Raw genomic sequence first — 12,206 nt, forward strand, 5'->3', positions numbered from 1 at the left:
TCAGCCCTTGACCGCTTTCACGATTTTCTGGGCACCGTCTTTCAGGTCGTCGGCCGCGATCACATCAAGACCAGAGTTGTTGATGATGTCCTTGCCCTGCTGCACGTTGGTGCCTTCGAGGCGCACAACCAGCGGGACTTGCAGGCCCACCTCTTTCACGGCGGCGACAACACCCTCGGCAATCACGTCACAACGCATGATGCCCCCGAAGATGTTGACAAGGATACCTTTGACGTTCGGGTCTGAGGTGATGATTTTGAAGGCTTCGGTCACCTTCTCCTTGGTCGCGCCACCGCCTACGTCGAGGAAGTTGGCAGGCTCGGCGCCGTAGAGCTTGATGATATCCATCGTCGCCATGGCCAGGCCCGCGCCGTTCACCATGCACCCGATCTCGCCATCCAGCGCGATGTAATTCAGGTCGTATTTGGAAGCGGCGAGTTCCTTGGGGTCTTCCTCGGTCTCATCGCGCAGTTCATTGATGTCTGTGTGGCGATAGATGGCGTTGCCATCAAAGGACACTTTGGCGTCGAGCACTTTCAAATCACCGCTGTCGGTCACGATCAGTGGGTTGATCTCGAGCATCTCCATATCCTTCTCTTCGAAGGCTTTGTAGAGCAGGCCCATCAGGCCCACGCATTGCTTGATCTGCTTGCCTTCCAGACCCAACGCAAAGGCGATGCGGCGGCCATGATAGGCTTGATACCCTGTTGCCGGATCGACCGAGAAGCTCAGAATTTTTTCAGGGGTCGCAGCGGCAACTTCTTCGATGTCCATGCCGCCCTCGGTCGAGCAGACAAAGCTGATGCGGCTGGTTTGGCGATCCACCAGCAGGGCGAGGTAGAGTTCAGTTTCGATACCCGAGCCGTCTTCGATGTAGATGCGATTGACCTGTTTGCCGGCCGGTCCTGTTTGATGGGTAACCAGCGTCCGTCCCAGCATCTTCTTGGCTTCTTCGGCAGCTTCTTCGACCGATTTGGTCAGACGTACGCCGCCTTTGTCGCCTGCATCCGCTTCCTTGAACTTGCCCTTGCCGCGGCCACCGGCGTGGATCTGTGCCTTGACCACCCACATCGGCCCATCAAGGGCGCCCGCTGCCGTCTTCGCCTCTTCTGCCCTCAGAACGACACGACCGTCCGAAACGGGCGCTCCGTAGCTGCGCAAAAGGGCCTTGGCCTGGTATTCATGGATGTTCATGGCGGTTTGATCCCGTATAGATACGTCAACGTTGGGCCTATACGACCAACACTGAACAGCGCGTAAACGGAAAATATGTCGCAGTGGCGGTTTTGTGCGCGAAAATCGGACATTTGTGATCACTGCATTAAATCGTGTGATCACAAATCTGGGTGAGAAAGGGAATCAACCCCCATGGCGACGCAATTTCCTATAAAACCAGAGGAAAATGGCGTGTGCTGGGGCGTGGTAATGACAGCAAGCGAACCGTTGGCCTTGGTCGAAACCAATGTGCGGTGGCACCTCGCAACAGGTGCCGAGACCGTTTTCGTGTTCCTCGACGACCCGAACGATCCGTCAAAAGATACGCTTGGGGCGATCCCAAATTGCTCGGTTCATCTGTGTGACGATCGCTATTGGAATGAAGCCAAGCCCAAAAATGGCCGGCCGCCGTCGCAGATGCGGCGCCAAACAATCAATGCCAACTGGGCGCAGAGCCATTGCGATCTGGATTGGCTGTTTCATATCGATGCCGATGAATTCATCTGGCAAAGTGGCGATCTGCGGGCCGAACTCTCAGACCATGACGATCCCAGCACCGAATTGAATTTGCCTGTGTTCGAAAGGGTCTTTCCGAAGGGGCAGCAGCAGTCCCTGTTCGACGGCGCATTTCGCGCGTCATCGGATCTGACGTCGGACCAGGCCTACGCCGTGTTTGGGTCTTTTGCGTCGCTCATGAAACGTGGACAGTATTCGCATGGCGCAGGCAAAAGCGGCGTATGTGTGCGGGCCGGTTTGCGCCTTGGGGTGCACAACGCGACACGCACCGGATCGGGCGGGCAGCAGAGACGGGCGGCCAAACGTGTTTCGGAGACGGCGCGCCTATTGCACTTTGATGGTGTGACGCCACTTCACTGGATGATGAAAGCGTTGCGCTACCGCCAGACGTCCCCAGAGGTGCAGGCGAAGGTGTTGCAGCCACACCGCGCGGCTCAAATCAGATGGATGATGGAACGTTCGGACACGATGGACAGTATGCGACAGGCTCATCGGTGCATGTTTTCACTGACGGACGAGCGACGTTTGAAATTGAACGCCTTTGGTTTGCTGCGCGAGGTTCCATTCAAGCCCAAAGGCGTTTTGGGCGCAGATTGCCCCAACCTCGACCCCGACGCGTTCGATACTGAATTGCTCCGCCGCACTCCCTGGCTGCGCGAACTGTTTGAAGAATAGGGATTTGTCATGGTTGTGTCGGCAGCCCGATAACAATAGCGCTTGCCATAGAGTGTCGAGAGATTTTGAGTTCGAAATATGCCGCTTGTCCGCCTTGATAAAACACTGATCTTTTTTGTGCACATCCCCAAGACCGGAGGAGCAAGTGTCGACCGCTATCTTTCAAAGGTTGGAAACATCGCCCTTTGGACGCCTGGAACCATGCAGTGGTCAAAATGCTCGCCACAGCATATCCATGCAGAATTGCACACACGCATGATCCCTCGTGGCTTCTATCAACACGGTTTCACCATCTTGCGGGATCCCGTGGCGCGTATGATCAGCGAGTATAGATACAGGGCGATGCGTCGCCAGTCAGACAGACCCTTGCCTGAGTTTGACATATGGGCGATCCGTATGTTGCAGCGATATGAGAGCAATCCCTATGTTCTGGACAATCATATTCGCCCGCAATCGGAATTCGTCTCGGACGGCCTCAAGCTGTTTCGCTATGAAGATGGGCTGGATCCGGTGTTCGACTGGATCGACGAGATAGGTGGTCATGCGGCCCTGCCGCGCAAATGGCATAACAGATCCTCTGGTCCGCAGGTCGAACCCTCCAAGGAAGTTGCGGACTTGATCCGTGAATTTTATGCGCAGGATATCGCGTTGCTGGATCAGATCTCGTCAGCATAGCGGGTTTTGACAGGTTGCCAACATACCCGGCATCGCCAAACTGATAGCTCAGGAGGCCGCCGTGTCCGTCGTGGGAAGGGTCTTATGGGCACGCCACTTGGTATAAAGGATGTATACCAGAGCGCCCTCCGGAATGGCGGTCACAAGAAACGGCAAACTTGCATATATATCCACCACGATGATGGCGCCCAGTGCCCCAAGAATGCGATTTCGGTCTTTCTTGAACTTTCGGTGGGCTGGCGTTTCCGTATCTGATGACGTGTCGTCCGCCGCCGGGGCAAAAGCCGTTGCGCGGTCAATCTTGGGACCAAGGTTATCAAGGTGTCGTGGGGCGGTGACGCCGTCTGCGACGACCGCATACACACCAACTTCTTCCGCGAGATGTTTGGGGGTCGCGGGTCCAAGCGGGCGCAACTCAACCTTTCCCAGTTTGCCATGTGCATGATCGTACACCTGTTGCGAGATCAGGATGCCGCCCACATCCGCCATCTCTTGCAAGCGCGCGGCCAGGTTCACGCCATCACCCAGCAGGTCAGCCCCTTCGATGATCACATCATCCAGATGAATGCCCAGCCGAAATGGCAGTAGATCGGCCCGTGCATTCAGCGTGCGTTGTACGTCTACCGCGCATTTCACAGCGCCGACAACGGATGGAAAGTCAACGATCAGGCCATCGCCCGAGGTGTTGGCGATGCGACCGCCGCATTCTGCAATCGCGCTGTCCATGACATCGCGCGTCGCGCGCAACGCCTGCACTGTACCTTCCTCATCCCGGCTCATCCGACCGGAATAGTTGGCCGCGTCCGCCGCCAGAATGGTGGTCAGCTTTCGTTCAATGGGGCGCGACTGGGACATGTGAACCATATAAACATAAAAAGGGCCGGATGCGACGGCATCCGGCCCCTAAATTCATCGCCGCGGCAAATTTACGCGAGGCTGTCGTCGATGCCCTTGCAGGCCTCCATCAAGCCCTGAACGGCTTTCACGGAGGTGTCGAACATCTCTTGCTCTTCCTTGGTGAGCTTGATGTTGACGATCCGTTCGATCCCGCCCGCACCGATCACGGTAGGCACACCAACATACATGCCTTTCAGGCCGAAATCACCGTCGCAATGGGCCGCACAAGGCAGAACGCGTTTTTGATCCTTGAGGTAGGCTTCGGCCATTTCGATGCCCGCTGTGGCGGGTGCATAAAACGCAGAACCGGTTTTTAGAAGGCCGACAATCTCGGCGCCGCCGTCACGGGTGCGCTGCACGATGGCGTCCAGTTTCTCTTGTGTGGTCCAGCCCATCTTGACCAGATCAGGCAGCGGAATGCCTGCAACGGTCGAATAGCGGACCGAGGGGACCATCGTGTCGCCATGACCGCCCAGCACAAAGGCGGTGACGTCTTTCATCGACACGTCGAACTCTTCCGCCAGGAAGTGGCGGAAACGGGCGCTGTCAAGAACACCGGCCATACCACAGACCTTCTCGGCTGGCAGGCCCGAGAATTTCTGCAGGGCCCAAACCATCGCATCAAGCGGGTTGGTGATGCAGATCACAAAGGCGTCGGGTGCGTTGGCGGCAATGCCTTCGCCCACGGATTTCATGACTTTGAGGTTGATGCCCAGCAGGTCATCGCGGCTCATACCCGGCTTGCGGGGAACGCCTGCGGTGACGATGCAGACATCCGCGCCCGCGATATCGGCGTAGGATTGCGTGCCTTTCAGCTTCGCATCGAACCCTTCCGAAGGGCCGGACTCCGCGATGTCGAGGGCTTTGCCCTCGGGGGTGCCTTCGGCAATGTCAAACAGGACAACGTCGCCCAGCTCTTTCAAAGCTGCGAGGTGGGCAAGTGTCCCGCCGATTTGACCGGCGCCGATCAGGGCAATCTTGGGTCTGGCCATGGGTGAAAATCTCCGCACTAGGGGTTTTTGCTGGCGCGGTGCCTAGCGCGAGATGGGGCGTCACGCAAGGGTGCCGCACCGCAGCGTATCGCAACAGGCGTGCTGGTGCATATCACATTCGCGCGCTAAGGGTGCAGGACAGCACTGTTTTTTAAAGGGTCGTGCGGGCGTGAACCTGGATCTGTGGTTTTTTGCAATCGCTGCACCGGCGGTGGTCTTTGCGGGGGTTTCCAAGGGCGGTTTCGGGTCTGGCGCATCCTTTGCGTCCGCTTCGATTCTGGCGCTGGTGATTGAACCGGGCATGGCGTTGGGGGTCGTGTTGCCCCTGCTGATGCTGATCGATGCAGCGACGCTCAAACCGTATTGGGGCAAGTGGGACTGGCGCGTGTCGGCGTTGATGATTGCGGGCGGGTTGCCAGGCGTCGCGCTTGGCGCTCTGTTGTATTCGCGTACCGAACCGGACGTGTTCCGAGTGTTGATCGGCGTGATCTCTGTCGGCTTTGTCGTCTGGCAGGTGGGACGCAGCCGGGGCTGGATCAGAACGGCATCGCGCGCCTTGCCCGCTTGGTTCGGTGCGCTGACGGGCACAGTTGCGGGCTTCACCAGCTTCGTCAGTCACGCGGGCGGACCGCCTGCCGCTGTATACCTTCTGTCTCTGCGTCCCTCAAAGACGGCATACCAAGCCAATACCGTGCTTATCTTCACCGCGATAAACATCTTCAAATTCATTCCGTATGCCTTTCTGGGCATGTTCACGGCCCAAACAGCGATCGCAAACATCGCCTTGGCGCCCTTTGCGCTGCTGGGGGCCTGGCTTGGGGTGCGCGCGCATCATCTCGTACCGGAACGCACGTTCTTTTTGCTGACTTATGTGTTGCTGGTGATGACAGGCGCGAAGCTGATTTGGGACGGCCTGACATGACCACGCGAACCCTTACGGTGGGTGATACAGCCCAAGCCGTGCTGTTGTACCGGCATCTTGTCGGAGAACAGCCGCTCGCATCCGACTCGGCATTTGCCGAGCTGATTGACCACCCCGGTACATGGGTGTGGGGTGCCTTTCTGTCGGATCATCTGGTGGCGATGGCAACGCTTCATGTTTTGCCCAACATGACACAGGGTGGTCGCCCCTACGCATTGGTCGAAAATGTGGTCACGCATCAAACGCATCGTGGGACTGGTCAGGGGCGGCGGGTCATGCAGGCGGCGATCGATGCAGCGTGGGCGGCGGATTGCTACAAGATAATGCTCCTGACCGGGCGAACAGCCGAAGCGCGAGGCTTTTATGAAAAGCTGGGGTTCGGCACGGACGAGAAATGGGGTATGACCATCCGCCGTGTTCCTGAGCGGTGATCTGTTGGGCGGATCAAGATCCACCTTACAGTGGGTAATGCGGACATTTGGTCTGCCCCGGGCAAAGCAAAGGCGCACCGAGGTGCGCCTTACAAAGGACTGTCAGGATACTGTAAGGCGGACCTGTCGTCCGCAGCACCGGTTCAGGCGTCGCTACCCTTGGCAGGCAAGGCTTCGGCGAGCGTTTCATAGGCCTGACCGCTGGCAACAAGGCAGGTCATCCCGTTGGGCGTTGTTACTGTGATCGTCCACGATCCGCTTTCGTCCGAGGCAAAAACCTCGATCACTGAATTATTGGCCCCAAGGCCCATGGATTGGCGTGTCTCGCCATAACCTTCGGCGAGACGGCTCACCACGATATCGCGGGGTCCGCAATTGCGGGCCTGCTGCGCCTGTGCCGCATTCACCATTGCCGCAAACGCTAGAACGCCCGCTATCATCACATTCATCATCCGTGTCATCACGTTCAGCCTTTCACAAAGGAAGGCGTCACCTCTGGTCATCTGGCCCAGCCGGAACCCCGGCGATGACCGGGCAGCCCCGGTTCACACCCGACCCTTTGCGCATTCCGTGAAGTGTTCGGCGGCCCTGCCGAAACGGCCCTCCCCGCGCTGTCGGATTGGGACAAATGTGCGGATCTAGCCTTGAATAGTGGTTAATGCAGCGTGCGCAGGTCGTTAAAATTTGATGAAAGACTGCTGAACCCAACGAAAGTAGGGCCCCCATTTCTGCAGCGCAGAAAAATAGCGCTTGAACTATCTGGCAAAAAGTGGCCCTTTCCGCGCAACTTTATGACTCGCAAGGATCGCACGCAATGGCCCTCGACCGTCCCCTCCGCTCTGTTCTCTACATCCCAGGTTCGAAACCACGGGCGTTGGACAAGGCGCGCGGACTGCCGGTTGATGCGATCATCTTCGATCTCGAAGATGCCGTATCGCTCGAAGAAAAGGAAAGCGCGCGGGCCACGCTGGCCGATGCGCTGGCCCAAGGCGGGTACGGTGCGCGGCTGAAAATCGTGCGGATCAACGGCTTTGACACAGCATGGGGTCGAGATGATGCGCAGGCAGCCAAGGATATGGGGGCCGACGCGATCCTGTTGCCCAAGGTGTCCTCGCCCGCCGATCTGGATGCATTGGCCGAGATCACCGGGGACACGCCTCTTTGGGCGATGATGGAAACGCCTCTGGGCATGATCAACGCGCCCGCCATCGCTGCGCATCCGAAACTGCAAGGCATGGTCATGGGCACCAATGATCTGGCCAAGGAATTGCAGACCCGCTTCCGGTCCGACCGACTGCCGCTGCAATCCGGGTTGAGCCTGTGCTTGCTGGCGGCCAAGGCGCATGGCTGTGCCATCGTCGACGGCGTTTACAACACGTTCAAGGACGATGAAGGTTTGCAATTCGAATGCGAACAGGGCCGTGATATGGGTTTTGATGGCAAGACGCTGATCCACCCGGCGCAAGTCGACATCACGAATGCCGCTTTTTCCCCGTCCGAGGCGGAGATCGATCTGGCCCGCCGCCAGATCGCAGCCTTTGAAGAGGTGGAAGCCGCGGGTCAGGGCGTGGCGGTTGTCGATGGACGTATCGTCGAGAATCTGCACATCGTGACTGCGCGCGAAATGTTGGCCAAGGCCGAGGCTATCGCGGAGATGGCAAAGGGATAAGCGATGTATTGGATTGTGTTGATTGCAGGTGTCGCCTTGTGGTGGGCGGCGCATCTGTTCAAGCGGGTGGCCCCGGCACGTCGGGCATCTATTGGGGATCCGGGCAAAGGCATCATTGCCTTGGTGCTTGTCGGGTCCATTGTGCTGATGGTTATCGGCTACCGGGGTGTGGATTTTGTCCATGTCTGGCTGCCCCCAGAATTCATGATCCACATCAACAACCTGCTCATGCTGATCGCAATCTACCTGCTCAGCCCAGCACCCAAACGGGGCAAGCTGGTGTCAGGCATGCGTCATCCCATGTTGACCGGGTTCAGCCTGTGGGCCATCGCGCACTTGCTGGTGAATGGTGATGTCGCCTCGATACTGCTCTTTGGCGGCTTGCTGGTTTGGGCCATTGCAACCGCGCGTATCATCAATGCAGCCGAACCCGGCTGGCAACGTGGGCCAGAGGGTACGCTTGCAAAGGACGCCATGTTCCTTGTCGGGTCCGTCGTCTTGCTGGGCGTAATCGGTTGGGTCCACAACTGGCTAGGTGTCTGGCCGTTCCCGGGGTAAATCCATGAAATTGTATCGATTTTTGTCCGAAGAGGACACGTCCGCCTTTTGCCACAAGGTTACTGCCGCGCTGAACGCGGGATGGGACCTGCACGGCTCACCGACCCAGACTTGGGACCACGCCGCGGGGATCATGCGTTGCGGACAAGCGGTCGTGAAAGAGGTGCCGGGGGACTACACCCCGGACATCAAGCTAGGAGAGCAGTGATGGCCAAGACCAATGCGGGCCGGTTTTTCGAAGATTACAGTGTTGGCGATGTGCTGACGCACGCGGTTCCGAGGACGGTCGGGGCAGGCGAGCGGGCGCTGTACCATGCGCTTTATCCGGCGCGGCACGCTCTGTACTCGTCAGACACGTTTGCACAGGCGTGCGGGCTGGCCGCGTCACCGCTGGATGATATGATCGCTTTTCACACGGTCTTTGGCAAAACCGTCCCGGACGTGTCGCTGAATGCCGTCGCAAACTTGGGCTACGCCGAAGGCCGGTGGCTGAAGCCGGTCTGGCCGGGTGATACGTTGACCTCGCAATCCGAGGTCATCGGGGTCAAGCAGAACTCGAACGGCAAATCCGGTGTCGTCTATGTACGTACCACCGGGCGGAACCAACGGGATGAGGCGGTGCTGGAATATGTGCGCTGGGTGATGGTGCGGAAGGGTGATCTGGATGCGCCCGCGCCTGAGACTGTCGTGCCGGAGTTGAACAAGGCCGTTCCAGCGGAAACACTTGCCGTGCCCGACGGTTTGACCTTCGAAAACTACAATTTCGGTCTGGCGGGGGAACCGCACCGCTGGGGTGACTACGAGATCGGGGAACGGATCGACCATGTGGACGGTGTGACGATCGAAGAAGCTGAACACATGATGGCCACCCGCCTGTGGCAGAACACGGCCAAGGTGCATTTCGACACCTCTGCGCGGCCCGACGGAACGCGGCTGATCTATGGCGGGTATGTGATTTCCATGGCGCGGGCACTGTCGTTCAACGGGCTGGCCAACGCACAAATGATGGTGGGGCTGAACGGCGGCGCACATGCCAATCCTTGTTTGGCGGGCGATACGGTGCGCGCGTGGTCCGAAGTGCTGGACAAGGCGGAAACATCAGCCCCCGGTGTGGGGGCGATCCGTCTGCGGTTGGTTGCAACCAAGGGCGGCGCCCCGTTCCAGTTGCGCGGCGAAAACGGCAAGTATCTGCCCGAGGTCTTGCTTGATCTCGATTACTGGGCCCTGATGCCCATGTAAGGATGCCGGGGTGACGCGCGTCTGACGACGACGCCCCACCCGCCATCCCGCAGGGCGTGAAGGAGAGACATCATGCTGCGATACGTGTTGCCGTTTCTGTTGCTACCGGGCGTGGCGCTTGCAGATGAAGAGCGCGAGGCCTTCGTCGAGGCCAATCTTCTGGGGGTGTTTTACCACGAACTAGGGCACGCGCTGATCGACATTCTGGCCCTGCCGGTTTTTGGTCAGGAAGAGGATGCGGCGGATGTCGCCTCGATCCTGTTGATCGACGGCTTCTATGAGGAAGAGGCAGCACAGGCGTTGGCCTACGATGCAGCCTTTGGTTTCCTGGGAGAGGCCGCCGCGGCCGCCGGAATCGCCTATTGGGACACGCATGGGCCGGATGAGCAACGCTTTTACAACACGGTGTGCCTGTTCTACGGTGCCAATCCCGAAGCGCGCGAGGATTTTGCGATTGACCTTGGGTTGCCGCCAGAGCGCGCAGAAACCTGCCCTCATGAATTCGCACTGGCGCTCGACAGTTGGGGCCCGGCCTTTGACGAAATCGCAGGGCAGGGCAATACGATCCAGTTCGATCCCGGCGGGCACGCCCTGCTGACCACGGACGTGATGCAGGCTGAGGTTGCCGCATTGAACGATGATTTCGACTTGCCCATGACTCTGACAGTCCGGGTCGAGGAATGTGGCGAGGCCAACGCGTTTTATGACCTTGGCACCACCGAAATCATCATGTGCACAGAGTTCGAAGACCATCTGCGCACGCTTTATGACGCGCTTGAGTGACCGTACGTTTGTGAAGTGCACTGTGTGACAGGACGCGCTAGGCTTCTGTCATGTGGCGCTTGGCTTCCATCTGTCTGACATTGGCGTCGCCAGCGCGCGCGTGCGAGTTGGCGCTTCTTTTGGCTGTGGATGTGTCAGGCTCGGTTGATGCCGATGAATATCGTATCCAGATGGATGGTGTGGCCCATGCGTTGCGGAACGGGATCGTGGCCGATGCTATCATCGCACAGCGCGCGCAGATCAGCCTGGTGCAATGGACGGGCGCGTCTCGCCAGCGCCAGACCGTGCCGTGGACGGAAATCCAGACCTACCAGGACGTGCTCGCCCTCGCCGACCGGATCGAAGGCGACGCGCGCGTCTGGCGAAACTACTCGACGGCCATTGGTGAAGCGTTGGCTGTGTCACGTGTGTCCTTTGCCCCCGTGGCTCACTGTCAGCGCAAAGTGATCGATGTGTCGGGCGATGGGGTCTCGAACGAAGGGGTGGAACCAGCGACGCTAAGAAAGGCGCTGACGCAGGACAACATCACGGTGAATGCCATCGCGATTGAGACCGACGATACGGATCTGACGGCGTATTTCTTTGAAAACGTGATCACCGGGCCTGGCGCTTTTGTGGTCACAGCCCAGGGATTCGAGGACTACCCCGAGCAGATCAAACGCAAGCTGCAACGCGAGACGACAAAACAGGTGACTTATTCTGCACAGTGACCAAACTTGTGATCACACGCATTTCAACCGTGATCACGTTTGCGCAGAATCCTGCAAATGCGCCAAAAAACCGCGCCAATTGTGAAGGCGTCGCGCGTGACATGTCCGTAAAAAGAGGTATCAAGAAGCAACCGATCACAAAGGATGCACAATGGCAGACGTCAACCGGGGCAATCGCCCGCTTTCGCCGCACCTGCAAATCTACCGCCCACAGTGGACATCGATGTCGTCCATTATGGTGCGCATCACAGGGATAGGCTGCCTGATCGCCTCTGTGCTTGTGGTTGCTTGGCTCTTGGCCGCTGCATCATCCGAGGCTGCATTTGCCGTGGTTGATGGTCTGCTGCGCAGCGTGCTCGGCAATCTGATCCTGATCGCAGCAGTGTGGGGCATCTTTTATCACATGCTGGGTCGGCTGCGTCACGTGTTGTGGGACTTCGGCCATTTTATCCAGGTCCCCGTGTCCGAAGACATGGCCAAGGGCATGTTCATTCTGGCCACGTTGCTGACCATTTTTGTTGTGATCGCAGTTTAGGAGGGGGTTCGATATGCGCTTTTTGACAGACCGCAAACGCGCCATGGGCCTGGGGTCCGGACGTGAAGGTACACACCATCATTGGCAGATGATGGTCAGTTCGATCCTGCTTGTGCCGCTCGTGCCAATCCTTGTCATCCTATTCGCGTCGGCCCTTGGCGGCAGTCATGCCGAAGTTGTGGCCTTCTTCAGCCGTCCCATCCCGGCCATTCTGATGGGGCTATCCCTGATCGTGATCGTGCTGCACCTGATGCGTGAAGCACATGCGGCGATCGAGGATTACGTTCATGGGACAGCTGGTAAGTTGACGTTAATCGCAACCACCGCATTTGCCTACACTATGATCGCGGCAGGCCTGTTTGCGATCGCGCGCATCGCGCTTTGAAATA

General features: G+C 58.4%; 16 protein-coding genes. 12 read left to right on the forward strand and 4 right to left on the reverse strand.

Going from position 1 to position 12,206, the window contains the following annotated elements:
* The gene (sucC, locus tag AC53L6_RS12675) at positions 1-1,194 is read right to left on the reverse strand and encodes an ADP-forming succinate--CoA ligase subunit beta (RefSeq protein ID WP_299698619.1); all 1,194 of its coding nucleotides are present in this window, start codon (positions 1,192-1,194) and stop codon (positions 1-3) included.
* A 231-nt stretch (positions 1,195-1,425) separates the two neighbouring features.
* Between sucC and AC53L6_RS12680 the strand changes: the two genes are divergently transcribed.
* Both AC53L6_RS12680 and AC53L6_RS12685 read left to right on the forward strand, forming a co-directional pair.
* A complete protein-coding gene (locus tag AC53L6_RS12680) occupies positions 1,426-2,406 on the forward strand; it encodes a glycosyltransferase family 2 protein (RefSeq protein WP_496908113.1) in 981 nt (326 codons plus the stop codon).
* Positions 2,407-2,484: 78 nt separating this feature from the next.
* Entirely contained in the window at positions 2,485-3,081 is a 597-nt protein-coding gene (locus AC53L6_RS12685) for a sulfotransferase family 2 domain-containing protein (RefSeq protein ID WP_496908114.1), read from the forward strand.
* Between the two features lie 48 nt (positions 3,082-3,129).
* Here the strand turns inward: AC53L6_RS12685 and AC53L6_RS12690 are convergent, their stop codons facing one another.
* Together AC53L6_RS12690 and mdh are read right to left on the reverse strand one after the other, a co-directional pair.
* Positions 3,130-3,936 carry an adenylate/guanylate cyclase domain-containing protein gene (locus AC53L6_RS12690; RefSeq protein ID WP_299599535.1) on the reverse strand — a complete coding sequence of 269 codons (807 nt, stop codon included), beginning with the start codon at positions 3,934-3,936 and terminating at the stop codon, positions 3,130-3,132.
* Positions 3,937-4,007: 71 nt separating this feature from the next.
* Positions 4,008-4,970, reverse strand: coding sequence for a malate dehydrogenase (mdh, locus tag AC53L6_RS12695; RefSeq protein WP_299201309.1), 963 nt, complete (start codon positions 4,968-4,970; stop codon positions 4,008-4,010).
* Between the two features lie 169 nt (positions 4,971-5,139).
* Between mdh and AC53L6_RS12700 the strand changes: the two genes are divergently transcribed.
* Together AC53L6_RS12700 and AC53L6_RS12705 are read left to right on the forward strand one after the other, a co-directional pair.
* Positions 5,140-5,892, forward strand: a complete 753-nt coding sequence (locus AC53L6_RS12700; RefSeq protein WP_299743948.1) for a sulfite exporter TauE/SafE family protein — start codon at positions 5,140-5,142, stop codon at positions 5,890-5,892.
* A complete protein-coding gene (locus AC53L6_RS12705; protein WP_496908115.1) occupies positions 5,889-6,323 on the forward strand; it encodes a GNAT family N-acetyltransferase in 435 nt (144 codons plus the stop codon). Before AC53L6_RS12700 ends, AC53L6_RS12705 begins: the two co-directional genes overlap by 4 nt.
* A gap of 143 nt (positions 6,324-6,466) precedes the next feature.
* Here the strand turns inward: AC53L6_RS12705 and AC53L6_RS12710 are convergent, their stop codons facing one another.
* Positions 6,467-6,775, reverse strand: coding sequence for a hypothetical protein (locus tag AC53L6_RS12710; protein ID WP_496908511.1), 309 nt, complete (start codon positions 6,773-6,775; stop codon positions 6,467-6,469).
* A 362-nt stretch (positions 6,776-7,137) separates the two neighbouring features.
* Between AC53L6_RS12710 and AC53L6_RS12715 the strand changes: the two genes are divergently transcribed.
* The 8 genes from AC53L6_RS12715 to sdhD all read left to right on the forward strand — a co-directional run bounded on the left by AC53L6_RS12715 (position 7,138) and on the right by sdhD (position 12,202).
* The gene (locus AC53L6_RS12715) at positions 7,138-7,992 is read left to right on the forward strand and encodes an HpcH/HpaI aldolase/citrate lyase family protein (protein WP_496908116.1); all 855 of its coding nucleotides are present in this window, start codon (positions 7,138-7,140) and stop codon (positions 7,990-7,992) included.
* A 3-nt stretch (positions 7,993-7,995) separates the two neighbouring features.
* On the forward strand, positions 7,996-8,550 hold the full coding sequence (locus tag AC53L6_RS12720) for an NnrU family protein (protein WP_299546554.1): 555 nt from the start codon (positions 7,996-7,998) through the stop codon (positions 8,548-8,550).
* Positions 8,551-8,554: 4 nt separating this feature from the next.
* Positions 8,555-8,758: a DUF1737 domain-containing protein gene (locus tag AC53L6_RS12725; RefSeq protein ID WP_299546552.1), complete on the forward strand. Its 204-nt coding sequence runs from the start codon at positions 8,555-8,557 to the stop codon at positions 8,756-8,758.
* Positions 8,758-9,789, forward strand: a complete 1,032-nt coding sequence (locus AC53L6_RS12730; RefSeq protein WP_496908117.1) for a MaoC family dehydratase — start codon at positions 8,758-8,760, stop codon at positions 9,787-9,789. The genes AC53L6_RS12725 and AC53L6_RS12730 overlap by 1 nt, the downstream gene beginning before the upstream one ends.
* A 72-nt stretch (positions 9,790-9,861) precedes the next feature.
* On the forward strand, positions 9,862-10,572 hold the full coding sequence (locus tag AC53L6_RS12735; protein WP_496908118.1) for a DUF4344 domain-containing metallopeptidase: 711 nt from the start codon (positions 9,862-9,864) through the stop codon (positions 10,570-10,572).
* Positions 10,573-10,622: 50 nt separating this feature from the next.
* Entirely contained in the window at positions 10,623-11,282 is a 660-nt protein-coding gene (locus AC53L6_RS12740; RefSeq protein ID WP_496908119.1) for a DUF1194 domain-containing protein, read from the forward strand.
* 151 nt (positions 11,283-11,433) lie between these two features.
* Positions 11,434-11,817, forward strand: a complete 384-nt coding sequence (gene sdhC / locus AC53L6_RS12745) for a succinate dehydrogenase, cytochrome b556 subunit (protein ID WP_299546544.1) — start codon at positions 11,434-11,436, stop codon at positions 11,815-11,817.
* Between the two features lie 13 nt (positions 11,818-11,830).
* Positions 11,831-12,202 (forward strand): succinate dehydrogenase, hydrophobic membrane anchor protein, encoded by a 372-nt coding sequence (sdhD, locus tag AC53L6_RS12750; RefSeq protein WP_299201343.1) that lies wholly within the window; start codon positions 11,831-11,833, stop codon positions 12,200-12,202.
* Positions 12,203-12,206 lie beyond the last annotated feature (4 nt).

The organism is Tateyamaria sp. LSS28, from assembly GCF_059611725.1.